This window comes from Pseudomonas sp. GW456-L13, from assembly GCF_017350115.1.
Lineage (GTDB): Bacteria > Pseudomonadota > Gammaproteobacteria > Pseudomonadales > Pseudomonadaceae > Aquipseudomonas > Aquipseudomonas jessenii.
On record NZ_JACNAS010000002.1, the window covers coordinates 940,753 to 963,311 of the forward strand.

Sequence of the window (22,559 nt, forward strand, 5' to 3'; positions counted from 1 at the left end):
CTACACATTATCCAATCCTTACCGAATTACCCCCGAAGCTGCCGCAGGCTGCGACAGCTCTGGGGAGATGTGTAGATCAAGCTCGGATGGCGAGGCCATCGCGCTCGACAGCCTCCGGCCGTTTTACCTCACCCGAATGCTTTGAATACCCCGATCAAGGCGGGGCCGATAGCGACCAGAAAGAAGCTCGGCCATAGACAGAAAATCAGTGGAAATATCAGCTTGGTACCGATTTTCGCCCCCATCTCTTCGGCGGCCTGCGTACGCCGGTCACGGAACTCTTCGGCATAGATGCGCAAGGTGTCGGCCACGCTGGTACCAAAACGGATACTCTGCGCCAACAGGTTGACCAGACCTTGTACGTCATCCAGCCCAGTGCGCACAGCCAGTTGCTTGAGCGCCGCGGTACTCGAAATACCTGCGCGGATTTGTGCATTGACCAGGGCCAGTTCTTCAGCCAATTCGACCTGACTGACCGACATCTCCTCAGCCACCCGTTCGATGGTCATGGGCAAGGCCAGGCCCGACTCCACGCACACCACCATCAGATCCAGTGCATCCGGAAACGCGGCGCGCAGCCGGCCTTGTCGCTTCTGTTTGCGCTTGGCGACATACAGCGCTGGCATCAACCATCCGATACCCGCCACCAAGACCACCAACAGCAGCCCCATGATCAGGGAAACCTTGGGAATCATCGGCAACAGCAGCAACGCAATACCGATCAATAACAGCGGTAACATCAAGCGCACTGCCCAGTACATCTGCACCGCCGACGAGGAGCGGTACCCCGCATGCATTAACAGGGTCTGGGTGGCGGATGTTTGAGCTGACTCGGCCGAGGCAAAGCGCTGGCCGACCCGCTCCAGCAACAGTTGCAGGTTACCCGGAGCTTCCTGCCCGGTCGCGTTGCCTAAATAACCACGCTTGATCAGCGAAAGACGACGCTGCACGGGATCCTGAAGCCCTATCATCAGCAGGATCACGGCACCAACCGCAAGTACCGTACTCAAACCGATCGCGCCAAGGAACAACAGGCGCGCCATCTCCTCGTTCCCCGTGACCCGACTGAACAACCCGAGTAAAAAATCCATGACCTGTACCTCCCGGCAGCGAATACCGCTTAAACCTGAATCCGGATAATTTTGCGAATCCAGAAAATCCCGACCAACATGGCACCAAAAGCCCAAAGTATCAGCCTATGGCCCATCGGATCATTGAGCAGCAACGGCATGTACATAGGGGTAGTGAACAAAATCACAGCCGCCAGTACGAAGGGAATGGCCACCAGTATCCAGGCCGACATCCGCCCTTCGGCCGACAGAGTTTTGACCTTGCGCTGAAAACGGAAGCGCCCGCGGATCAGCAGACTCAGACGCTCCAGCACCTCGGTCAGATTACCGCCGGTCTCACGATGGATAAGGATCGAGGTCACCAGCATCATCACCGTCATGCTCGGCATGCGCTCCAGTAAGCCGAGCATGGCCCGGCGTACATCGTTGCCATAGTTGATATCGGAGAAGGTCAGGCCAAACTCATGAGCCACCGGCCCCTTGTGCTCCTCGGCCACCAGGCGCAGGGTTTCGTTGAATGGGTGCCCAGCGCGCAAAGCGCGGCACATGGCATCCAGCGCGTCCGGCAGGCCTTCCTCGAACGCAGCGAAACGCTTGCCACGGTCGTGAGAGATTTTCAGTATGGGTAACCAGAAAACCGCGAAACCCGCCAGCAGCGCCATCCACCAGACTGACCAAACCATCCAGATCAAGATACCCGCCCAGACACCCAGCGCCAGCCCGAGCAGCAATACCCGATAGGCCCGGTATTCGTGCCCGGACTGCTCGATCATTTGCGTCAATGCCTCCATAAAAGGCAGCTGCTCAAGCCTGGCCTCCAATGGCGACAAACGCGTCAGGTATTTCTGTCGCAACACGGTATGCATGCTGGACTGATTGTTGGCTTTCTCCAGTACATGCAAGCGGCCGCGGATGCGCTTGCGCATCTTGCCGGCCTCGCCGAATACCGGCACCGCCACGCCCTGGGACAGGAGGAAGACGGCAATAAACACCATGCCGAGGAACATCAGAATGAATTCACCAGGAACCTGGTTCATGATTGCCGTGCCTCCATCCACTCAGGCCTGAACATCGCAAGCGGCAACTCGATCCCGCGCTTGGCCAGCACATCGCGGAAGGCGGGGATCATGCCGCTAGGCCGAAAATCACCGAGTACTTCGCCGTTTTCGCCTACGCCGTGGCGCACGAAGGAGAAGATTTCGGTCATGGTGATGATCTCGCCCTCCATGCCGTTGATCTCCTGCACGCTGACCAGGCGGCGCTTGCCGTCCTCCTGGCGTTCCAGCTGGATGACCACTCCGATGGCCGAAGCGATCTGTTGGCGCATGGCCTTGATCGGGAAGGTCGCCCCGGTCATCGACACCATGTTCTCGATTCGCCCCAATGCATCGCGTGCGGTGTTGGCGTGGATCGTGGTCAACGAGCCGTCGTGACCGGTGTTCATCGCAGTCAGCATGTCCAGCGCCTCGGCGCCGCGCACTTCGCCGATCACAATACGGTCCGGCCGCATCCGCAGGCTGTTGCGCACCAACTCCCGCTGGTTCACCTCACCACGTCCCTCGATATTCGAAGGCCGGGTTTCCAAGCGCACCACATGGGGTTGCTGCAGTTGCAGTTCGGCCGAGTCTTCGATGGTGACGATGCGCTCGTTGTGCGGAATGAAACTGGACAGGACATTGAGCATGGTGGTCTTGCCGCTGCCGGTACCGCCGGAAATCAGCACGTTCAAGCGCCCACGGACAATCGCCTTGAGCAGCAGGGCAATGGCCGGGGTCAATGCCCCCACCTGGATCAGGCTATCGGTATTGAGCAGGTCCACGGCAAAGCGCCGGATCGACATGCTAGGGCCGTCGATGGCCAGCGGCGGGATAATCGCGTTGACCCGCGAACCGTCCTTGAGCCGCGCATCCACCAACGGCGAAGACTCGTCGATACGCCGACCCAGGCTGGAAACGATGCGGTCAATGATGTTCAGCAAATGCCGATCATCGCGGAAACGAACATCGGTGCGTTGCAGCTTGCCGAAGCGCTCGACATACACTGAGTCATGTCGGTTGACCAAAATGTCGGACACACTGTGATCGGCCAGCAGGGGTTCCAGAGGCCCCAGACCGAGCACCTCGTCGATAATCTGCTTGATGATCAATTGGCGGCTGGAAGTACTCACCGGTGCCGAATGCTCATCGAGCAGGCGCTGGCAAATATCGCGAATCTGCCGCGCGGCCTCAGCCTGTTCCAGGGAGTCCAGCAAGGACAGGTCCATGACCTTGAGCAACTGCTGGTAAATCTTTTCTCGCCACTCGGCTTCCACCGGGGTGACCTGACTTTTGGTTTCGTAAAGAACGTCCGGCGTTGCACGTTCCCACGCCATTATTTCCTCTGCCGGATCCGGCAGGTCGTCCCCCGGCTGGTTAGCCGACGATGAGGCGGGTTTACCGGACTGTTTGCGCAAGCGGTTACGAAAGTCGCTGATCATGGGTCACCCCCCGAAAAAACGGTTGAAGGCGCGTTTGAACACACCTTTTTTTCCAGCCATCTGGTTGCCGACCAAGTCGTCGGCCACGTTGCGCAGGGCAGTGGTGATCGCCGCCTTCGGCGCATGCAGCTCCAACGGCACGCCAGTGTTCTGACTCTGGCTGACCAGGTTGAAGTCGTTGGGTAATTTCGACAGGTTCGTGCTACGCAGCGCCTCGCCGATATCCTTGAGGCTGACCGCTGCCGTCTTGTCATAGCGGTTGACCACTATCTGCAACTGATCTCCACGCACACCCAGGTCTTCGCGAAGAATCCGCACCAGAGAGCTGGCATCGCGCAAATGGCTGACGCTCTGCTGCACCACCACGTACACCCGATCCACCTGTTCCAGCACGGAGCCGGTGAGGTGGTCGATTTGTCGCGGCAGATCGATCACTACCCAGTCATAGCTGGCGCGGGCCAATTGCAACAAGGTATCAAGTTGCTCGGGCTGGGCATCCTGCGGCAGGCACAGCTCGCCGGCCCGCCCACCCAGCACATGCAAGGTCGGGCTGAAGTGGCTGCAAAAACCGCGTAACGCGACGCTGTCCATGCCGTCGATCTGGTGCAACACCTCCAGATGACTGTGCGACTGCGCCACATCCAGGTAATGCGTCACGCTGCCAAATTGCAGGTCCATGTCCAGCAACAGGGTACAGCCACCCTTCATGCTGAGCTGCTGGGCCAGGTTGCAGGCCAGCATGGTGCCGCCGGATCCACCCTTGGCGCTGATCACGGAGATCAATTTCCCTACTGTCCCGCTGCCGGTCCGAACCTCCATGACCAGCCGATTCAAGGCGGCGACCAGCTCCGTCTCGGCGACGGGCTCGGGCAGCACGTCACGGGCGCCGGCCTGCATCGCCAGGCGCATGCCTTCCTGTTCGCTCAGCAGCCCGCACACCAACATCGGCGGACGCTCATGGGCCGGGCGCAGCAACAGTGCCGCCAACTCCTCGCGCCACAGGTGGCTGACGCGCAACAGCAACAGATCGGGCATCCGGTCCAGGCCGTAGAGCGGGTCGACATGCCCATTGCTCACCAGCCGAGTACTCACCTCCAGGCTGGGCATGCGTTGGCAGACGCCTTGCAGGTCGCGCAACGACGTGGCATCACGGCTGCTGATCAGCAACCTGAGCCCGGCTTTGCCGGTAGAACTGGCGAGTGGGGTGTCCTTGGTATTCAGCATGGCGTGATCTCCCCGGAATCGGAATGACGCCCGAGGCTTTCGCGTGGCAACGTTGCCCTGAATGTAGGCAAGGTAATGGGCACGCCGAACCCGGGAATGAACAGATTGAAAACGAAGTTTTGCAGGCTCAACCGGACATAGCGGATTGCACGAAAACCATTGACGCTGACCAGATCAGCGGGGTTGGCCACCTGTGCACCGTTTACATCCAGGTAGGTCAACGTCAGGTGAGTGGTGGCCAGATCGCCGATCAGCTGGCTATTACCTGCATTGCCCGCGGCATTGAAGATCGCCCGCCGCAATACCACCGGATCGCTGATATCGCACACCGCCGCCAGGCGCGTACCACGCCGTACGGCTTCATCCAGCGCATTGACCGTGAAGTACAGGCGGCCCATTTCCACTACGCCGAACAACAGTGTGAACACCAACAGACCAACGATGGCGAACTCCACCGTATAGGTGCCGCGCATGTATTTTCTATTCATTACAGGGCCCTCATCACGGTAGTGGCGACCAGCGGAATGCCCAGTGCAATCTGATTACCAAAAAAACCGGGAAGCGATCCGGTGCAATTGCCAGCGCCAATCACCGGGCAGAACGTATAAGTGATGGTGACCCGAACATGGTCGGTGCCCACTGCGGCGACGACCACATTGCCAGTCGTCAACCCTGACATCACAGCGGTCCCGGTGTTGGCAGGCACGCCATACACCGCAACGTTTTTCGTCTGGGTCAGTAGCGTACTGCTCATGGCGACCGCACCCAGCGTCGAGTCCCAAGCCTGGCTGGCGACGAAACGGTCGGCATCGCGGCTGGCCTGCAGCAACAAGTTGTACTGATAGAACATGCGGCCGAACTCACCGAAGCCCAGTAACAGCAACAGCAACACCGGCAGGACGAGGGTGAATTCCACCATGGCCAGGCCTTGCTGGCGCTGCCGATGTTTAAATCCATGAAGTCTCATGACGCCCCCCTACGAGTCAGTGCTCGGAGTGCTGCTGCCGTTGAGATAGGTTTTGTAGAGCTGAATGATCTGCGGGCCAGAATCGGTGGACGGCGAGGGGCCGGCCACGTTGTCGCCTTCGCACTCCTTCACGAACTGGCCGAAGATCTCCGCTTCCCCGCCGCCGCCATCCATGGGCTGCACCACGAAATAACAGCCAAAACCGAGGACGGGGATCGAGGTTGAACCACTATTTTTCCCAGCGCAGTTGCCCACCACGATTTTCAGCATCCGGCGCTCGAACACCCCATTGCTCTGACAACCACTGCTGCCCCCTGCCACACACGCGGCAACGCTCGCACGCCAGTCGTTGTAGTCCAGTATCGGGTTGCCGCCCGCTGTGAGATTGCCATTGCTTGAGGTAATGGTTTGCCCTTGGTACTTCGGGCCTGTGCCGTCGTCAGTGATGGCGGGATTACTGGACGTCGTCACCAGGTCCGGCGGATAGGCCGAGGCACTGACCGGGCCGTTGTAGATGCCGAAGCGCGTATTCAGGCCTTGAGACGCAGGGCCGACCTTGTTGCCAGGCTCGGTCGTGACGTTGTCTCCCACATTGCGACAGACCTTGCCGCCTCCCGCCATCTCCTCCCTGACCGCATTGCCGCCCGAGCCAAAATCGAGCAACTGAAAGTTGCCTGGACCAATTGGAGACTGATTGCCGGAAGCCGTCTTCAATACCTTCAAATCACCAAACTGGAAGCCCCAGAACATGCCCGCGTCCGGGTCGTATTGAGCAGGGTTGCCACAGACCATCAAAGGCGCGAGATCGCAGGGGCTGGTAGGGCTGGGTCCCGCGGTGGCGATAGCCGCCACCGCCTTGTTCCCCACGACGCCTAATGACTGGGCGAAGTTCCAGAAAAACTCCGTCAGGCCATAGCTCGCTACCGATACCCGAACGTACTTGGCATCCGTCGGCCCGGGAAAAGAGAACGGGCCATAGACACTGCTTGCCATTTCCACCACTGCAAATGCGCCTGCGTTGCCGCCGACCGCCGTGGCCAATTCTTTGTTGCCCGTGGCATTGGCATTCTGTATCAGCGTATTGAGCGCGGCGGTTTGCGTCACGCTGGCACCGGTGATACCCCCTCCCACCTGACTCAGGGTTTTGGCGCCACTCAGGGCGGCGGCGTCCACCGCATTCTGCAGGCGCGTTTTGTTCAGCATCATATGCCCGCCGTCCAGAGCCAACGCCGCCATCATGGCCATCACCGCCAACGCGATCACCATCAATACACTCACCGATCCTTCCTGGCGCCTTGGCGTCGAAGTGAACGGCCGCTGAATACGAAGATTCATCATCAAGCCCTCGATTGCCGATACTGATCCGGATCGGCTCCGCCAATAACGTGGTATCCAGGCAGCTGCTGCGCAAAGTCAGCGAATGTTGACTACTTTGGCTTCAGTCCCGCGGATAACGGTGATACCCGCCCCCTCGCCGCTGCTGTGCTGTACCACACGTTTTGGCGCCGCGACGGTGGCCACGGCCATGGCCGGCGCTACAGGTGCAGCAGGTGCAACGGCCGCGATTTTCTTCTCGAGGTTCAGTGGGTTACGCAGCGCCAGTTGCAACTTGCCTTCCGTCTGCGCCGTGACCAGGGCTTCAGCCTCTGCGGCCGTCATCTCCAGCGTCACTGCACGCACCACCACCGGTTGGGTTTTGTCGGTACCTGCGGTCTGGTCCACCGCCAACACCCGTAAATTCTCGAGGATGGTCTTGGACACAGCATTATTGCTGGCATTCTCCGTGCGTTTGGTCGCCAATACATCGACCCGGTTACCCGGCAACAGGAATCCGCCGACACCAACCACATCGTCCACCCGTACCGATATGGCACGTTTGTCAGGCGCTATCAAAGAGGCCAGGGTGCTGCCCCCCAGGTGCTCGCTCAGACGTGCACCGCGCACGATGTCGCCCCGCAGAATGTCGAACGTTGCGATCTTGCCCACGGCTTTTTCGCTGGCATCGAAGGCATCGTCCGGGATCGTATCCATGGGCATGCGTACGGTCGTGACCTGCTGGGCCTCGACCATCTGCCCGAATGGAATCTCTACCGTGGCGACCACCACACTTCGAAAGTGGTCATCCGGGCTGGCATTGAGCCGTGCGCTCAGCCAAGAGTCGGCCATCCATGCAGCCCCAAGGCCCATGACCAGAGAAGCGCCTATCAGGGTAAGCGTACGAGAGCTCATGTCAGTATCTCCGTATCAAAGAAAGTCGAGCTGGACGAAGTAGTTGTGCCAGGCCCATTCCAACTCTTTCGGTGACAGTGGTCCGGAACCGCCGATATAACGCTGGCGATCGAGTGCCATGTTCAGGAGATCGCGGGGATGGCAAGGCACCAGGGGCATGCCTTCACTTGCATAAAGCCTTTGCAGCACATAACGCACCAGCAGCGGGTCATAGGAAATGCCCAGACGCTCGCTTTCCTGACGCCAGATCTTTTCGTACTGCTCGGGCTTCAGGTAACCGAACTGCAGCTTGTAGCCAATCCGGCGAAGGAAGGCCTCATCGGCCAGCTCCAGGGGATTGAGGTTGGTGGAAAACACCAGAATCAGATCGAAAGGCAGCTCGCAATGCCGACCGCCGCCCAGGTTGAGGAAATCGCGTTTCTCTTCCATCGGGACGATCCAGCGATTGAACAGCTCGGCGGGTGCCATGCGCTGGCGTCCCATGTCGTCGATGATGAACAGGCCATTGCTGGCCTTGAGCTGCAAGGCGGCCTGGTATTGACGGGTGAAGGGGTCATAGCGAACGTCCAGCTGTTCCATGCTCAACTCACCGCCCGTGATGACGATCGGGCGTTTGCAGCACAGCAATCGACGGTCGATACCTTCGTTGAGCATCAGGGTGTTCTGCTGAGCGTTGTCATCAAGGCGCTGATGCACCTGCGGGTCATAGATCTCGATCACCGACTCGTTGATGACGATGGCATGAGGGACCCAGATGGCCTCGGCGAACAGTCGGATCAGCCGACTGCTGACATAGGTCTTGCCGGTACCCGCGGGACCATAAATCATGATCGCGCGCCCGGAGTTCATCGCCACACCCAACTGATCGAGCATCTCCTCCGTGAGCACTACGCCAGCCAGGGCATTGCGCATATCGTTGGCATTGATGCGACCATGGTGAATGGTCTGTAGCTTGATCAGGGACCGGTAGGTACTCACCGGGAAGGGTGCCGCTCCTATATAACCGCTGCGCGACAGGGCATCACGGGCGGCACTGCGACCACGTTCGGTCAGGCCATAACGCAACATCTGCCCGCCGGTTTGGCTCACCTGGCCCAGCACTTCGACACGGCCGTCCTTGCGCAGAAACGCCAGGACCTCTTCAAGTACCGCGCCGGTCAGCGCCAGGCGTTCCACCAGCCGCGACATGTCCAGCACACCGGCATCAAACAAATGCTTGCACACCAACTCTCCGAGAAAACTGTCCGTCAGGCCAGTTTCGCGGATAGTGCAGGGCTGAGGAGCCAAGCGTTGTACCGCTCCCCGATCGCTGGGGTAGGCATCACTTTCGACGATGACGTGCATGGCTAGCCTCCTGGGCTGCGGGCCGATCTACAGCCAATAGCCACTGGCCAGGGTTCCGAGCAAAATTGCAACGGAGTATGGGAAAGGCTTTCCGGCCACTTCATCTACCGCCGGAGCCAAGTAGGTTCGCGCCCTTAATATCAACCCGTAGCGCGCTAAGGTTTGCAGCAGCTGGCCACGAAAAAGTATGATCAAAAAACCGCACAAACCACCGGCCGTCAGACTGAAAAGCGCCGTCCACAACGCGTCATGCGGTGTAAAAAAACATCCGACCATGGCCATCAACTTGACGTCCCCGGCGGCCATACCACCCAAGGCGTACATGGGTAGAAACACTGCAAATCCGATCAGCATGGCCAGCGCAGCATTACCAAGCCCCTCAACTCCACTGGCGTAAGCCTGACTGGTCAAACCCAAAACAAGTCCTATAAGAACCAGCAGGTTGGGGATGCGGTGGCGACGAAGGTCGCTCACCACCGCAATACCTAGCAGCCCTAATAGAACAATTGATATAAATATCTGCTCAAAAGGCATCGCTGCATCTCTCACTGGGAATAGACTTACACGCATGCCCCACCTGGGACCATACAAGTAGCTAGCCTACCGAGCTGGGTGGTAATGGCGGTGCCCAAGGTGGTAAAAGCAGTGACAACCGCTAGGGTTATTAGCCCGCCAGCCACCGCGTACTCCACGATGGTCAAACCATCTTCGTCATTGATGAACTTCACTACCGAAGCCTTGATTGTTTGCATGATCATTTTGCCCACCTCACTCGAATGTTGTTTTTTCTGAGGCAGTACTTTCTGCGCTGCCTGATGCAACCCTAGTCAGGGACAAGGCATTGGCGTTAGGAAGATTTTGCACATCGTTAGGACTTTTTTGCGGGGCGGCCAAATACGGGGCATTGGCCTTTGCAGAAGTAACTGGAGGGGTGAACAAGGCATTGAAACGCAAAGGCAATTGTCATTGATTCACAAGCGACAGGCGGCTAAACCCAGGTTTATCGACAACACACGAGCAAACACTCGCCCGGGGCTGCCCTCCAGGTAACCCATAGAGCGAAAAGAACTAAAAATCGTCTTTCCTATCAGGATTAAATCTGCAAAGTGATGGCACCTTGGCAATACTCCTTAGCGAGAGAGTCACCAAGAACCCTAGAGTAGAGACATGACGTCCAATTTGACCAAAAGGCCATCGCTCCTGTGGTTCGATCTGACTCATGATCGGTCCACGAAAGAACTCGTCGCGCAGTTCGAGGGTTCCTGCGACTGCAATCTGGCGAAAAACTCCGTGCTGCCCATCAGGGAACAGGCAGACATGATCTGCGTCCATTTTGATCGCCCCGACACGCCAGGCTTGAGGCTGTTGCTGGAGATCAAACGCACCACCCCCAGCATCCCGATCACCATGTTCACCGTGCAGCACTCGGAGGAACTGGCTGTCTGGGCCATGCGCTCCAGCGTCTGGGAATACATGGTGCTCCCGCTCTCGACCACCGAGAAGAAGCGTTACCTGACGGCGGTGGTGCAGCTCTGCGAGCTGCGCCGAAATGCCCACGGCCAGGCCAAATCATCGCAAATCGACCACGCCCCGACCCTGCCGGACAGCATCCGGCGGACCTCAGGACACCAAAAACACCAGGCGCTGAGCAATGTCATGCTGTACATCGAACAGCACTTTCGTGACAGCATCGATCAGAGGGAATTGGCTCAGCGCTGCGGCATGACGACATTTCGCTTCAGCCGCCTGTTCAAGGAAGCCAATGGGCTTGGCTTCACGGATTACATCCTGGACAAGCGCATGAACTTCGCCAAAGACCTGCTCGACAACAGCCAGATGCCGATTACCAGCATCGGCTATGAGGCCGGCTTCAAGGATCCTTCCTACTTCGCCCGTGCCTTCAAGCAGTTCGCCAACTGCACACCCAGCGAGTACCGCCTGGCACGCCAACTCAGAGCGGCTGCTGCTGTGCAACTGGAGCAGGATGAAGAAACCTCTGAAGCGCTCGAAAGCCTGGTACAAAGCCTCAGCAGTTGACCTGTTTTTTTACGCGCAAACAAAAACGCCGCTCAATGAGCGGCGTTTTCGTTAAATATGGAGCGGGAAACGAGACTCGAACTCGCGACCCCGACCTTGGCAAGGTCGTGCTCTACCAACTGAGCTATTCCCGCAAATGGCGTCCCCTAGGGGACTCGAACCCCTGTTACCGCCGTGAAAGGGCGGTGTCCTAGGCCACTAGACGAAGGGGACACGCTACCCGGAACACATGGTGTGTGTTTCGGTGTCCAGAGCCGCATCCGAAGACTTGGTTCTGGTTTCACTCAGCCCTGCCCGAAAGCAACGCTGTTTAAAATTGGAGCGGGAAACGAGACTCGAACTCGCGACCCCGACCTTGGCAAGGTCGTGCTCTACCAACTGAGCTATTCCCGCATTGGCGTCCCCTAGGGGACTCGAACCCCTGTTACCGCCGTGAAAGGGCGGTGTCCTAGGCCACTAGACGAAGGGGACACACGTACAACATTCACTCCCTGCTTCGTTTCGCTGTGTGCTTTACGCTGCAAGTGGCGCGCATTCTATGGATGGATTGAGAGGTCGTCAACCCCCTGATATAAATTTATTTAAATCAATGACTTCGCCCTGCTTTTGGGAGCCATTGCGGTTTTTCCGCTGCCCGGCGTTTGACGCCTATATTCTGGCATCCGCCAAGACGTTATAGTCCACCCGATGATGGCAATCTGAGTATCGAGTGCCATCATTCATAGAAGCGAGGCTCCGGCCGATACAAGAACAAGCATGTCCGATCCAACCCGTCGTGCGGGCCTGGGCGCTCAAATGCCAATCCACCAGACTCGCATGCGTAACCTATAAAGAGGTCTTACCGGTGACGCCACTCATGATCACCCTGCTAGTCGTAGCCGGGATCGCACTGTTGATCGCCATTGGCTACATGAACCATGTGGTGGAAAACAACAAGCTGGAAAAGGCCCGTACCAAGATTGAGCTCAACGATCGCCTGCGACGCTGCGGCGAAATCACCGAGACGTTCCCCGGCCAGCTGATGACCCCGGCCCTCAAGCTGCTGTTGGCCCGCCTGGAACTGAACGTCTGCCAGCGCCTGCTTAACCTGGAAAAATCCAGCGCCAACCTCAAGGCACGGATCGCCGAACTGGAAGCCCTTGTCGGCCAGGGTGAATCCATCCCGGTCAACAATCCGCCGGCACCGATCCAGACTGAAGCCAAGGCCAAGGATGTACGCTTCCTGCTCGAAGCCCTGCACGGCCAGGTTACCCGCGCGGCCCAGGACGGCTTCCTGCCCCCCAACGAAGCCAAGCGCTGGATTCGTGAAGTGCGCCACATCCTGGTGCTGCTGCACATCGAGTTCTTCAACAACCTCGGCCAGCACTCCCTGCAACAGAACCAGCCCGGGCAGGCCCGCCTGGCATTCGAGCGTGGCGTGCAATACCTGCGCAAACAGCAGGAACCACAGGTCTATGCCGAGCAACTGGAGTACCTGGAAAAACTCCTGGCCCGGGCCAACGACCAGGTCATGGATCGCATCGCGCCGGTCGAAGGCGAGGTCAACCAATTGACCGAAGGCCTCAAGGACGTCGAGGCTGACGCGGACTGGAAGAAGAAAGCGATCTACGACTGATCAGCGAAAATGGAAAAGCCACCTAGAGGTTAATGCCAATCAGTCAACGGTTTGAACACCGCCACCCTGTGGGAGCGAGCTTGCTCGCGATGACGGTTGGACAGTCACACAAGGGGTGCCTGACAGTCCGCCATCGCGAGCAAGCTCGCTCCCACAGGTTTGGTGTGTTAACTGATGAGCATTAACCGAGAGGTGGCTTTTTTAGCCTGGCCGATGATCATTTCAAAGCCTGAAATGCCCCACCATCCCCTTCAGTTCAACCCCCAGTTGCGCCAGCTGAATACTCGACGCTGCATTGCCCTGCATCGCCAGCGATGACTGATCGGCACTGGCGCGAATACTGGTGACACTGCGGTTGATCTCCTCGGCCACCGAGCTCTGTTCCTCGGCCGCCGCGGCAATCTGTTGGTTCATCTGCTGGATCAACGACACCGCCGCCGCAATGCTTCCCAGCGCACTCTCGGTCTGCAAGGCATCGCTGACCGCCAGCTTCACCAATTCGCCACTGCTCTGGATCTGCTGCACCGACGACTGCGCCGCCGAGCGCAAAGCGCTGACCAGGCGTTCGATTTCCTCGGTCGATTGCTGGGTTCGCTTGGCCAGCGCACGCACTTCATCGGCCACCACTGCAAAGCCCCTGCCCTGCTCGCCGGCCCGGGCTGCCTCGATCGCCGCATTCAACGCCAGCAGATTGGTTTGCTCTGCCACGCTTTTGATCACGCTCAAGACCGTGCCGATGTTCTGTATTTCCGCACTCAGGCTTTCGATGCTCGAACTGGCCGAGGTGGCCGAGTCCGCCAACTGCTCGATCCGCGCCATGCTCTGGCGCACCACCTGCTGACCACTTTCAACCTTGCCGTCAGCGGTTTGCGCGGCCAGCGCAGCTTCCTCTGCATTACGCGCGACGTCATGCACCGTGGCCGTCATCTGATTCATTGCGGTGGCGACCTGTTCGGTTTCCTCCTTCTGCGTGCTGACTTCGAGATTGGTCTGTTCAGTCACCGCCGACAACGACTGGGCGGAAGTCGCCAACTGCTCGATACCCGATTGCAAGCCGCTGACTATATGGCTGAGTCCCGCGCCCATTTGTTGCATTGCCTGCATCAACTGGCCGATTTCGTCACGGCGGGTCACGTCAATGGTCGCACTCAAATCCCCTGAGGCAATCTGCTGCGCCACCTGAATCACACGGCGCAGCGGTGCCACGATCAACCGGGTGATGATCCACGCGGCAACCAGCCCAACCAGCAAGGCCAGGGCGGAAGAGCCAATGATCAGCAGCGAGTTCTTTTTCAGTTCAGCCTGCATCGCCAGGTCTTGCGCGACATAAGCCTGATCCACCCGCTCGACCACTTGGGCTGCGCGCTGGTGCAATTGTTGATAGACGGTTTTTTCCTGTTCCAGCAGGCCGGTGTACTCGGCGAGCTTGTCACTGAAACTGACGATATGACCCATCACCTCATTGAGGACAGTCTGGTAACCCTCGTCCTTGACCGTGGTCTTGAGCTGCTCGGCCTGGGTCAATGCCTGGCTGGCCTGTTCGATCTTGCCCTGCCCGGCGCTATCGTCGCCTTTGCGGCTTTGATCCAGACGCACGCGCGCTTCATTCATGGCTTGCAGCATCAAGCGTGAAACCTGGCTGACCTGACTGGCCTGCTCGATGAATTGCGCACCGTCCTTGCCTTCGGAGTCTTTCAGCGTATAGGCGCCGTCATCGGTGAGCCCGGATTGCAATACATCAAGGTTATTGGCCACGCTGGACACCGACCAACTGGCCATTTCCAGCGCCAGGTCCTTGGCCTGGGTGAGCGAGACAAACTCGTCGAAGGCCTTGCGATAGGCTCCCAGGGACTGTTCGACATCATTCATCACCGGCACGTTGGCCGCAGACGCGGCCTTGAGCTGGCCGGCCAGGGCGATCAAGCCATCGACGCCCTCGTGCAGGGCATCGACGGTTTTCGGATTGCCGTGCAAGGCGTACTCCTGCTCCAGTAGCCGCACCTTGAGCAAACCGCTGTTGAGCGATGACATTTGCTTGAGCCCATCGAAGCGCTGGCTGATGGTTTGCAGGGACCAAACGCCAATGCCCGCCACCAGCGCAGTCAACAACAGCACCAGGACAAACCCGACACCCAGTTTTTTCGCCATACCGAGGTTGGCAAAACGTCCTTGCACGGCCGATTTCATTGCACTTAGTCCCCTGCCAAAGTCTGTAGACGCAGATTCGCAACGGGCCAGTGGCAACACAAGGCTCTGGCTCCGGAATAATGGCAAAAAGCTACGTCAACGTCGTTTTCAGAACGCTTGAGGTCGATCCCGGGCAGTGGCCTGAAAGAACGCCCGGGCACGCGGATCGCAGGCATATGTCACGTTGATACGCTGCCAGTCACTGGCCTCACCCGAGGGGTTGAAGGCGGTCTTCGATGACAGCAGTACACCCAGGCGCCGTGCCTGGGTTCGCAGCTGATCGTAGTCGGACATTCGTGATCGCGCCCAGATGAACAGGCCTCCCGCCGGCTTGCCGAAGACTTCCCATTCGGCATCTTCGAGCAATTGCAGCACCACCAGCCGGTCGCTGCTCAAGCGTTGGCGCTGACGCTGTACCAGTTTGCGGTAGGCACCATTAGCCAACAGGCACGCCAGCACCGATTCGCAAAATCGCGAGGCGCCCATGCCGCTGATCATCTTGACCTCGGCCAGACGTGTAATGACTTCGGCATCGGCCACCACGAAACCGACCCGCAAGGAACTGCTGAGGGTCTTGGAAAAGCTGCCCACGTAGATCACATCGTCGTCCAGCGCAGCCAGTCGCATACCGGAACCGCTGTGCAAATCCGCATAAACGTCGTCTTCGATCACCTGCACGCCGAAGGTCCTGGCCAGTTGCAGCACGCGGCGCGCCACCACCGGTGCAAGGCTGCTGCCGGTCGGGTTGTGATAGAAGCTATTGATGAACAGCCCTTGGGGCCGGTGTTTGACCAGCACCGACTCGAGCACCTCCACGTCCGGCCCGCGCGGTGTTCGCGGTATCTCGACCATGTGGATACCGTGCAGCCTGAGCAGATCGAACAGCACCGGATAACCGGGACTCTCCACGATCACACAGTCACCGGCCCTGAACAGCGTCCGCACAATCAGGTCGAGCCCCTGACTGGCACCCGCCGTGGTCATGATCCGGTTGTCCTTTGCCCGGATATCCAGCTGCCTGAGGTGCTTGAGGATCTGTTGTCGCAAGGCTGGCAAACCCAGCGGCGTGCTGTAGTTGAACAGGCTGGCCGTGTCGGTACGACTGACTTGCCGAATCGCGTAAGTCAGATCGTCTGTCTCGCGCCAGCTTTCAGGCAGCCCGCCACAGCCCAGCCTCAACTCACTCGAAAAAGCCCCGTGATCGGGCTCCGCCCCCTCGAACCACACCGGCTCGTGCTTTGTGTCTGTGGCCAATGCCGGATCGGCAACCGCATAGCCGGCTCCATGACCTGACACCAGCATTCCCTGTGTCACCAGGCGTTCACAAGCCTGAGCGACGCTTAACTGACTGAGCAAATTGATCCGCGCGATCTGTCGCACCGAAGGCAGGCGCGTACCGGGCGATACCCCGCTGGAATGAAGCCAGCAGGTCAGCGCGTCAACAATTTGCTGTACGACGGGCACCAGCGCCTGTCGGTCGATTCTCAATTCCATGAGCAAGCAAACCCCTGTTGATTTTGCGATTAGCAGTTAATCACAGGCGTGCTCGAAGACTTGTGCGACAACGCCGCCAAAACCATTCGATCTAATCATTTGATACACATTGCCTGGCCCTTCAGCGGAACCCAAAAAAAACCTGTGGGAGCGAGCTTGCTCGCGATGGCGCGGAGCCAGCCAACATAGATGTCGACTGACACTCCGTCATCGCGAGCAAGCTTGCTCCCACAGGTTCGCAGTGTGTCTGGTATTGGTATGTCGAGTTAAAACGCGGTAACGCCACCGTCCACGGCCAATGAGTGCCCCGTGGTGAATGCCGCGCCATCGCTGCACAGGTACAGCACCGCGCTGGCGATCTCTTCGACCTTGCCGATGCGACCGACCGGATGCATGGCGTTGGCGAACTCGCCTTTTTTCGGGTCGGCTTCATAAGCGCGGCGGAACATATCCGTGTCGATCACCGCCGGACACACGGCGTTGACCCGGATCTTCTTCTTGGCATATTCGATGGCCGCCGACTTGGTCAGGCCGATCACTGCATGTTTAGAGGCTGCGTAGATGCTCATTTTCGGCGCCGCCCCAAGGCCGGCCACCGATGCCGTATTGACGATCGCACCGCCCCCTTGCGCCAGCAGCAACGGCAACTGGTATTTCATGCACAGCCAGACACCTTTGACATTGACGCCCATGATCGCGTCGAACTCGTCGAGCGTACCTTCGGCCAACTTGCCCTTCTCGATTTCGATGCCGGCATTGTTGAAGGCATAGTCGAGGCGACCGTAAGTATTGATCACCTCCTCCATCAGATTTTTTACATCGCTTTCCAGGGTAACGTTGCAGCGCACGAAGGTCGCTTCGCCACCGGCGGTACGAATCAGCGCCACCGTGCCCTCGCCGCCTGCCACGTCCATATCGGCCACTACTACCTTCAGGCCCTCGGCAGCAAATGCCTGGGCGGTCGCGCGGCCAATACCGGCCGCCCCGCCTGTCACCACGACCACCTGGCCAGAAAACGTCATGCTCATTTTGTTATGTCCTCAAAAAGAAGAATGCGGGGAATCGCGTAGGACCAGTCTAGCCATGGAGGTCTTGAACACGGCAGCACTATCAAGGCTCCGGTTGGGCGCCCATGAGTTGCAGTGATGGAACTGCCGTACCAACTATCACTGCACTGGATCAACCTGCATTCGCCGCATCAGCCGAACTTGCAGCATCGTCGCTGACCGGCTATCAACAAAGCTTCATTCAACTTGAGTGCCTGCCATGACCTCCCAGACCAATCGCCAATTCCTGCTCGCCAAACGTCCGGTTGGCGCGGCGACCCGCGAGACATTCACCTACCAGGAAGTACCGGTCGGCGAGCCGGCGGCGGGTCAGATACTGGTCGAAAACCAATACCTGTCCCTGGATCCGGCCATGCGTGGATGGATGAACGAGGGCAAGTCCTACATCCCGCCGGTCGGGCTCGGCGAAGTCATGCGCGCCTTGGGTGTGGGCAAAGTCATTGTGTCGAACAACCCGGGGTTCGCAGTCGGGGATTACGTCAACGGCGCCCTGGGCGTGCAGGACTTCTTCCTCGGCGAACCGCGAGGCTTCTACAAGGTCGATCCGAAACTGGCACCGCTGCCACGTTACTTGTCCGCGTTGGGCATGACCGGGATGACGGCGTACTTCGCCCTGCTCGACGTCGGCGCTCCGAAGGCCGGTGACACCGTGGTGCTGTCGGGCGCGGCGGGCGCCGTGGGCAGCATTGCCGGGCAGATCGCCAAGATCAAAGGGTGCCGGGTGGTTGGCATCGCCGGTGGCGCCGACAAGTGCAAGTTCCTGATCGATGAACTGGGTTTCGATGGCGCTATCGACTACAAGAGCGAAGACGTCCTCGCCGGCCTCAAGCGCGAGTGCCCGAAGGGCGTCGACGTGTATTTCGATAACGTGGGTGGCGACATTCTCGACGCGGTGTTGAGCCGCCTGAACATGAAGGCGCGGGTGGTGATTTGCGGTGCCATCAGCCAGTACAACAACAAGGAAGCGGTCAAGGGACCGGCCAATTACCTGTCACTGCTGGTCAACCGCGCGCGCATGGAAGGTTTTGTGGTGATGGACTACGCCGCCCAATACGCCAGCGCCGCCCAGGAAATGGCCGGCTGGATGGCCAAGGGGCAGCTCAAGAGCAAGGAAGATATTGTCGAAGGACTGGAGACTTTCCCGGAGACGCTGATGAAATTGTTCAGCGGCGAGAACTTCGGGAAGTTGGTGTTGAAGGTCTAACCCGATATTTAGACTCACCCAAAAACCACTGTGGGAGCGAGCTTGCTCGCGATAGCGGAGTGTCAGGCAACATTGATGTCACTGATCCTCCCCCATCGCGAGCAAGCTCGCTCCCACAGGTTTAGCGGTGTTTAGACCAGTTCAGCCACAACCGACGCCAGTGCCTTGGCTGGATCCGCCGCCTGGCTGATCGGACGGCCGATCACCAGATAGTCGGAACCGGCATCCAGCGCCTGACGTGGCGTCAGAATGCGGCGCTGATCGTCCTGGGCGCTGCCCGCCGGACGAATCCCCGGGGTCACCAGTTGCAGCGACGGGTGCGCCGCTTTCAGTGCCTGGGCTTCGAGGGCCGAGCACACCAGGCCGTCCATCCCGGCTTTTTCCGCCAGGGCGGCCAGGCGCAGCACCTGCTCCTGTGGCTCGATGTCCAGGCCGATGCCCGCCAGGTCTTCACGCTCCATGCTGGTCAAGACGGTCACGCCGATCAGCAGTGGTTTAGGACCGGTGCGCTGATCCAGCACTTCACGGCACGCCGCCATCATGCGCAGGCCGCCGGAGCAATGCACGTTAACCATCCACACGCCCATTTCCGCCGCTGCCTTGACAGCCATCGCGGTGGTGTTCGGGATGTCGTGGAACTTGAGGTCCAGGAACACTTCGAAACCCTTGTCGCGCAGGGTGCCGACGATTTCCGAGGCGCAGCTGGTGAACAGTTCCTTGCCGACTTTGACCCGGCACAGCTTCGGGTCCAACTGATCGGCCAGCTTCAGTGCGGCGTCACGGGTAGGGAAATCCAGGGCGACGATGATGGGAGTCTGGCAGGCGGACATGAGTGGGCTCTCAGGCAAGTCGAAATCGGCGCGCATTGTAGCGGAACCAGCGCCGCTGCGGGACCCGATGATCGGTAAATCGTCGCGACGGCTCAGGCAAGACTAGCCCTTGAGGCCATTGTGTCGAGTTCGATACACACACGACACGCCCGCAACACCCAGGCCCGCTACCCTCGGCAACCGCAACAGGTCCCTGCAACAGCGCTTCCCGCCTCAGGGCCGGCGATCTTCACCCCGTGCCTGGGTCGTGCTCCAGTCGATCAACAGGCTGTAGGCCACCGCCAGCAATGTCGGGCCGATGAACAGGCCGATAAAGCCAAAGGCAATCAACCCGCCAAACACCCCAAGCAGCACAATGACCAGCGGCAGGTTGCCGCCACGGCTGATCAGGTACGGTTTGAGCACGTTGTCGACACCGCTGATGATGAATGTGCCCCAGATCCCGAGGAATATGGCCATCCCGTACTCGCCTTTCCAGACCAGCCACGCGGTCGCCGGAATCCACACCAGCGGCGGGCCCATCGGGATCAGGCTGAGCATGAACGTCACGATGCCAAGCACCAGCGCACCCGGTACGCCGGCAATCAGGAACCCGATCAGTGCCAGGATCGCCTGGGCCGCCGCAGTGCCGATCACACCGTTCACCACCCTCTGTACCGTGCCTGCCACCAGTTCAATGTAGTAGCCGGCCCGTTGACCGATCAGCCGCTCCAGCAGTGTGTGTACAAATGCCGCCAGGCGCGGCCCGTCACGATAGAAAAAGAATACGAAGACGACGCTCAGGGTCAGTTCGAGAATACCGCCGCCGATCTGCGCGCTGCGCGCCAGCAACCAGTTACCCACCTGCCCCAGATAAGGCTTGAGCGACACCATCATCGCCGCGCCCTGCTCATCGATACTGTTCCAGATCCCTACCAGCCGCCCGCCCACCAGGGGAATCGAACCCAGCCACAGCGGCGCTTCGGGAAGCCCCTCAACCTGAGCATCCTTGATGAATACCGTGGCATCGCGCACATGATCGGCAAGGTTGAAACCCAACCACACCAAGGGTGCCGCTACCAACACCATCCAGCCCAGCGTCAGCAATGCCGCCGCCAGCGACTCGCGGCCATTGAGCCAACGGGTCAGCAAGCGCATCAGCGGCCAACTGGCAAACGCCAGGACCGCGCCCCAGAACATCGCCGACCAGAACGGCGCCATCACCCAGAAGCTCGCGCCGAACAACGCCACGAGCAGGATCTGCACCAACAGGCGATCGTTATTGATCATCAAAAGTCTCGAAAAAGTCAGTCAGCAAAAGAGTAGGCGAACGCGACGTACACGCTCGCCCGGTACAGCCTAGCGCAATAGCTCGATGTGCAGGCCAGAGCCTTCGGCACTACCGGTTTCCAGCCGCGCGGCACGCACGCCCTGGGCAATCAGGGCCTGACGCCAGGCTTCGGCGTTCGCTCCGGAAATGCTGACCCGCAAGGTGGTGTCCAGATTCAGTCCGCGAGAAATCAAGCGGAGCCAGGTCTCGTCAGGTGCGCTGTTCAACGTGGCAAAATCAAGTTCGCCGGTGCTCTTGAGTTCACGCAGCAAGGTCGCGGAGGTCGGTAACAACTCGCCCAGCGGTGTCGAAGCCTCGAACTGTTCGACATGCAGGTAGGCTTTGCGATTACCGCGGGTGATGCTGTACAGCGCAACGAGCGTGTTGTCCCTTGGAGCGGCAAGTCGCAGCAACAAATAGGCTTGCTGATCGTCGGCGCCGTACAGCTTGGCGTTGCCAAAGACCTGGTTGGCCCAGAGGCTGCTTTCACCGCAATCGCGCGCCTGGCACCAGAAGAGCAACCCGGCGTCCTGCTGTTGCAAAGCCTCGCGGGCAGCGGTGAACGCCTCGATGGATGAATGCTCCGAGGGTAATTCGTAGGTCACCGAAGTGACGTTGCCGCGGGCACTGACCTGGCCGTCGAATCGTAACTGGCCACTGATTTTACGGATCGAGCCCAACGGGTAGATCCGCTCCAGTTCGGCGGCGGGGCGATAGTCGACAATCTGGGCGTCGACCATGCGCGGCACTATCGGCAGGTCCTGACTGCCCGGAACATCGGCGGCGAATAACAAGGGACTGAAACTGCACAGCACCAGCAAACTGAATGAACGCATGGATAGACTCATCGGATCAGCATGGCCTGGGCGCCCTTGATAATACTGGCTTCATCGGCGCGTTTCGGTACTTGCAGGCCACGCTGCACCGCCGGCCGGTCCTCCATGGTTGCCATCCAGCGTTGCAACGCCGTCAAGCCATCCACCGAGACGCCCGACCACTCGTAGCCGCGCACCCAGGGAAAGGTGGCAATGTCGGCAATGCTGTACTGATCGGCGAGGAACTCCACGCTTTGCAACCGCGTGTCGAGCACTTCGTAGAGGCGACGGGTTTCATGCTGATACCGGTCGATGGCACCCTGGAGTTTTTCCGGAAAGTAGCGGAAGAACACGTTGGCCTGGCCCTGCATCGGGCCGATGCCCCCCATCTGGAACATCAGCCACTGCAATACCAGCGAACGCCCCTTCGGGTCCGATGGCATCAGTTTGCCGGTCTGTTCAGCGAGGTAAATCAGGATGGCGCCTGACTCGAACACGGCGAAATCGCCATTGACGCGGTCGACAATCGCCGGAATCCGGCCATTGGGGTTGATCTTGAGGAAGTCCGCGGACTTCTGCTCCTTTTTGTCGAAACTCAAGGCATGCACCGTGTAGGGCAGGCCGAGTTCCTCGAGCACGATAGAGACCTTGTGGCCATTCGGGGTCGCAGCGGTGTAGAGATCTATCATGG

General features: G+C 59.3%; 21 protein-coding genes, 4 tRNA genes and 1 pseudogene. 3 read left to right on the forward strand and 23 right to left on the reverse strand.

What is annotated here, in order from left to right:
- Positions 1-128 precede the first annotated feature (128 nt).
- The 11 genes from J4D25_RS18315 to J4D25_RS18365 form a co-directional block, all read right to left on the reverse strand.
- Positions 129-1,091 (reverse strand): type II secretion system F family protein, encoded by a 963-nt coding sequence (locus tag J4D25_RS18315; RefSeq protein WP_057713689.1) that lies wholly within the window; start codon positions 1,089-1,091, stop codon positions 129-131.
- A gap of 29 nt (positions 1,092-1,120) precedes the next feature.
- Entirely contained in the window at positions 1,121-2,107 is a 987-nt protein-coding gene (locus tag J4D25_RS18320; RefSeq protein ID WP_057713688.1) for a type II secretion system F family protein, read from the reverse strand.
- A complete protein-coding gene (locus tag J4D25_RS18325) occupies positions 2,104-3,546 on the reverse strand; it encodes a CpaF family protein (protein ID WP_057713687.1) in 1,443 nt (480 codons plus the stop codon). The genes J4D25_RS18320 and J4D25_RS18325 overlap by 4 nt, the downstream gene beginning before the upstream one ends.
- A gap of 3 nt (positions 3,547-3,549) precedes the next feature.
- Positions 3,550-4,770 carry an AAA family ATPase gene (locus J4D25_RS18330; protein WP_057713686.1) on the reverse strand — a complete coding sequence of 407 codons (1,221 nt, stop codon included), beginning with the start codon at positions 4,768-4,770 and terminating at the stop codon, positions 3,550-3,552.
- On the reverse strand, positions 4,764-5,258 hold the full coding sequence (locus J4D25_RS18335) for a TadE/TadG family type IV pilus assembly protein (RefSeq protein WP_057713685.1): 495 nt from the start codon (positions 5,256-5,258) through the stop codon (positions 4,764-4,766). The genes J4D25_RS18330 and J4D25_RS18335 overlap by 7 nt, the downstream gene beginning before the upstream one ends.
- Positions 5,258-5,737 carry a TadE/TadG family type IV pilus assembly protein gene (locus J4D25_RS18340; RefSeq protein WP_057713684.1) on the reverse strand — a complete coding sequence of 160 codons (480 nt, stop codon included), beginning with the start codon at positions 5,735-5,737 and terminating at the stop codon, positions 5,258-5,260. Before J4D25_RS18340 ends, J4D25_RS18335 begins: the two co-directional genes overlap by 1 nt.
- A gap of 9 nt (positions 5,738-5,746) precedes the next feature.
- Complete coding sequence (locus tag J4D25_RS18345) at positions 5,747-7,075, reverse strand: TadE/TadG family type IV pilus assembly protein (RefSeq protein ID WP_057713683.1); 1,329 nt, start codon at positions 7,073-7,075, stop codon at positions 5,747-5,749.
- A 75-nt stretch (positions 7,076-7,150) separates the two neighbouring features.
- A complete protein-coding gene (gene cpaB / locus J4D25_RS18350) occupies positions 7,151-7,966 on the reverse strand; it encodes a Flp pilus assembly protein CpaB (protein WP_057713682.1) in 816 nt (271 codons plus the stop codon).
- 15 nt (positions 7,967-7,981) lie between these two features.
- Positions 7,982-9,310, reverse strand: a complete 1,329-nt coding sequence (locus J4D25_RS18355; protein WP_057713681.1) for a hypothetical protein — start codon at positions 9,308-9,310, stop codon at positions 7,982-7,984.
- A gap of 27 nt (positions 9,311-9,337) precedes the next feature.
- Positions 9,338-9,844: a prepilin peptidase gene (locus J4D25_RS18360; protein WP_057713680.1), complete on the reverse strand. Its 507-nt coding sequence runs from the start codon at positions 9,842-9,844 to the stop codon at positions 9,338-9,340.
- A gap of 26 nt (positions 9,845-9,870) precedes the next feature.
- Entirely contained in the window at positions 9,871-10,068 is a 198-nt protein-coding gene (locus J4D25_RS18365) for a Flp family type IVb pilin (RefSeq protein ID WP_057713679.1), read from the reverse strand.
- 409 nt (positions 10,069-10,477) lie between these two features.
- Between J4D25_RS18365 and J4D25_RS18370 the strand changes: the two genes are divergently transcribed.
- Positions 10,478-11,347, forward strand: a complete 870-nt coding sequence (locus J4D25_RS18370; RefSeq protein WP_057713678.1) for a DNA-binding response regulator — start codon at positions 10,478-10,480, stop codon at positions 11,345-11,347.
- Positions 11,348-11,405: 58 nt separating this feature from the next.
- Here J4D25_RS18370 and J4D25_RS18375 read toward each other — a convergent pair.
- From J4D25_RS18375 to J4D25_RS18390, 4 genes are all read right to left on the reverse strand, one after another.
- Positions 11,406-11,481: transfer RNA gene (locus tag J4D25_RS18375), tRNA-Gly, on the reverse strand.
- Positions 11,482-11,484: 3 nt separating this feature from the next.
- A tRNA-Glu gene (locus J4D25_RS18380) sits at positions 11,485-11,560 on the reverse strand.
- 104 nt (positions 11,561-11,664) lie between these two features.
- Positions 11,665-11,740, reverse strand: a tRNA-Gly gene (locus tag J4D25_RS18385).
- Positions 11,741-11,742: 2 nt separating this feature from the next.
- Positions 11,743-11,818 (reverse strand) — tRNA-Glu (locus J4D25_RS18390).
- A gap of 385 nt (positions 11,819-12,203) precedes the next feature.
- Between J4D25_RS18390 and J4D25_RS18395 the strand changes: the two genes are divergently transcribed.
- The gene (locus J4D25_RS18395; RefSeq protein ID WP_057713677.1) at positions 12,204-12,962 is read left to right on the forward strand and encodes a hypothetical protein; all 759 of its coding nucleotides are present in this window, start codon (positions 12,204-12,206) and stop codon (positions 12,960-12,962) included.
- A 222-nt stretch (positions 12,963-13,184) separates the two neighbouring features.
- Here J4D25_RS18395 and J4D25_RS27375 read toward each other — a convergent pair whose 3' ends face one another.
- From J4D25_RS27375 to J4D25_RS18410, 4 genes and pseudogenes are all read right to left on the reverse strand, one after another.
- Positions 13,185-14,066 (reverse strand): methyl-accepting chemotaxis protein, encoded by an 882-nt coding sequence (locus J4D25_RS27375; RefSeq protein ID WP_371918576.1) that lies wholly within the window; start codon positions 14,064-14,066, stop codon positions 13,185-13,187.
- Positions 14,046-15,149, reverse strand: a pseudogene (locus tag J4D25_RS27380) (HAMP domain-containing protein); the annotation flags it as partial. The gene J4D25_RS27375 and the pseudogene J4D25_RS27380, both read right to left, overlap by 21 nt.
- A gap of 108 nt (positions 15,150-15,257) precedes the next feature.
- Positions 15,258-16,643, reverse strand: coding sequence for a PLP-dependent aminotransferase family protein (locus J4D25_RS18405; RefSeq protein ID WP_057713675.1), 1,386 nt, complete (start codon positions 16,641-16,643; stop codon positions 15,258-15,260).
- A gap of 266 nt (positions 16,644-16,909) precedes the next feature.
- Positions 16,910-17,671, reverse strand: a complete 762-nt coding sequence (locus tag J4D25_RS18410; RefSeq protein WP_046037522.1) for an SDR family oxidoreductase — start codon at positions 17,669-17,671, stop codon at positions 16,910-16,912.
- A gap of 238 nt (positions 17,672-17,909) precedes the next feature.
- Between J4D25_RS18410 and J4D25_RS18415 the strand changes: the two genes are divergently transcribed.
- Positions 17,910-18,914, forward strand: a complete 1,005-nt coding sequence (locus tag J4D25_RS18415) for an NADP-dependent oxidoreductase (protein ID WP_057713674.1) — start codon at positions 17,910-17,912, stop codon at positions 18,912-18,914.
- Between the two features lie 131 nt (positions 18,915-19,045).
- Here J4D25_RS18415 and pyrF read toward each other — a convergent pair whose 3' ends face one another.
- The 4 genes from pyrF to J4D25_RS18435 all read right to left on the reverse strand — a co-directional run bounded on the left by pyrF (position 19,046) and on the right by J4D25_RS18435 (position 22,557).
- Positions 19,046-19,744 carry an orotidine-5'-phosphate decarboxylase gene (gene pyrF / locus J4D25_RS18420; protein ID WP_191626062.1) on the reverse strand — a complete coding sequence of 233 codons (699 nt, stop codon included), beginning with the start codon at positions 19,742-19,744 and terminating at the stop codon, positions 19,046-19,048.
- Between the two features lie 213 nt (positions 19,745-19,957).
- Positions 19,958-21,013: an AI-2E family transporter gene (locus tag J4D25_RS18425; protein WP_057713672.1), complete on the reverse strand. Its 1,056-nt coding sequence runs from the start codon at positions 21,011-21,013 to the stop codon at positions 19,958-19,960.
- A gap of 69 nt (positions 21,014-21,082) precedes the next feature.
- Positions 21,083-21,889: a DUF4892 domain-containing protein gene (locus tag J4D25_RS18430; RefSeq protein WP_057713671.1), complete on the reverse strand. Its 807-nt coding sequence runs from the start codon at positions 21,887-21,889 to the stop codon at positions 21,083-21,085.
- An 8-nt stretch (positions 21,890-21,897) separates the two neighbouring features.
- On the reverse strand, positions 21,898-22,557 hold the full coding sequence (locus tag J4D25_RS18435; protein WP_057713670.1) for a glutathione S-transferase family protein: 660 nt from the start codon (positions 22,555-22,557) through the stop codon (positions 21,898-21,900).
- Positions 22,558-22,559 lie beyond the last annotated feature (2 nt).

Coding starts and splice junctions, on each gene's coding strand:
- J4D25_RS18425 (WP_057713672.1), bottom strand. CDS start 21,013: ATGATCAATAACGATCGCCTGTTGGTGCAGATCCTGCTCGTGGCGTTG.
- J4D25_RS18340 (WP_057713684.1), bottom strand. CDS start 5,737: ATGAGACTTCATGGATTTAAACATCGGCAGCGCCAGCAAGGCCTGGCC.
- cpaB (WP_057713682.1), bottom strand. CDS start 7,966: ATGAGCTCTCGTACGCTTACCCTGATAGGCGCTTCTCTGGTCATGGGC.
- J4D25_RS18415 (WP_057713674.1), top strand. CDS start 17,910: ATGACCTCCCAGACCAATCGCCAATTCCTGCTCGCCAAACGTCCGGTT.
- J4D25_RS18365 (WP_057713679.1), bottom strand. CDS start 10,068: ATGATCATGCAAACAATCAAGGCTTCGGTAGTGAAGTTCATCAATGAC.
- J4D25_RS18335 (WP_057713685.1), bottom strand. CDS start 5,258: ATGAATAGAAAATACATGCGCGGCACCTATACGGTGGAGTTCGCCATC.
- J4D25_RS18325 (WP_057713687.1), bottom strand. CDS start 3,546: ATGATCAGCGACTTTCGTAACCGCTTGCGCAAACAGTCCGGTAAACCC.
- pyrF (WP_191626062.1), bottom strand. CDS start 19,744: ATGTCCGCCTGCCAGACTCCCATCATCGTCGCCCTGGATTTCCCTACC.
- J4D25_RS18395 (WP_057713677.1), top strand. CDS start 12,204: ATGATCACCCTGCTAGTCGTAGCCGGGATCGCACTGTTGATCGCCATT.
- J4D25_RS18345 (WP_057713683.1), bottom strand. CDS start 7,075: ATGATGAATCTTCGTATTCAGCGGCCGTTCACTTCGACGCCAAGGCGC.
- J4D25_RS18330 (WP_057713686.1), bottom strand. CDS start 4,770: ATGCTGAATACCAAGGACACCCCACTCGCCAGTTCTACCGGCAAAGCC.
- J4D25_RS18360 (WP_057713680.1), bottom strand. CDS start 9,844: ATGCCTTTTGAGCAGATATTTATATCAATTGTTCTATTAGGGCTGCTA.
- J4D25_RS18430 (WP_057713671.1), bottom strand. CDS start 21,889: ATGCGTTCATTCAGTTTGCTGGTGCTGTGCAGTTTCAGTCCCTTGTTA.
- J4D25_RS18320 (WP_057713688.1), bottom strand. CDS start 2,107: ATGAACCAGGTTCCTGGTGAATTCATTCTGATGTTCCTCGGCATGGTG.
- J4D25_RS27375 (WP_371918576.1), bottom strand. CDS start 14,066: ATGCAGGCAATGCAACAAATGGGCGCGGGACTCAGCCATATAGTCAGC.
- J4D25_RS18370 (WP_057713678.1), top strand. CDS start 10,478: ATGACGTCCAATTTGACCAAAAGGCCATCGCTCCTGTGGTTCGATCTG.
- J4D25_RS18405 (WP_057713675.1), bottom strand. CDS start 16,643: ATGGAATTGAGAATCGACCGACAGGCGCTGGTGCCCGTCGTACAGCAA.
- J4D25_RS18435 (WP_057713670.1), bottom strand. CDS start 22,557: ATGATAGATCTCTACACCGCTGCGACCCCGAATGGCCACAAGGTCTCT.
- J4D25_RS18315 (WP_057713689.1), bottom strand. CDS start 1,091: ATGGATTTTTTACTCGGGTTGTTCAGTCGGGTCACGGGGAACGAGGAG.
- J4D25_RS18410 (WP_046037522.1), bottom strand. CDS start 17,671: ATGAGCATGACGTTTTCTGGCCAGGTGGTCGTGGTGACAGGCGGGGCG.
- J4D25_RS18355 (WP_057713681.1), bottom strand. CDS start 9,310: ATGCACGTCATCGTCGAAAGTGATGCCTACCCCAGCGATCGGGGAGCG.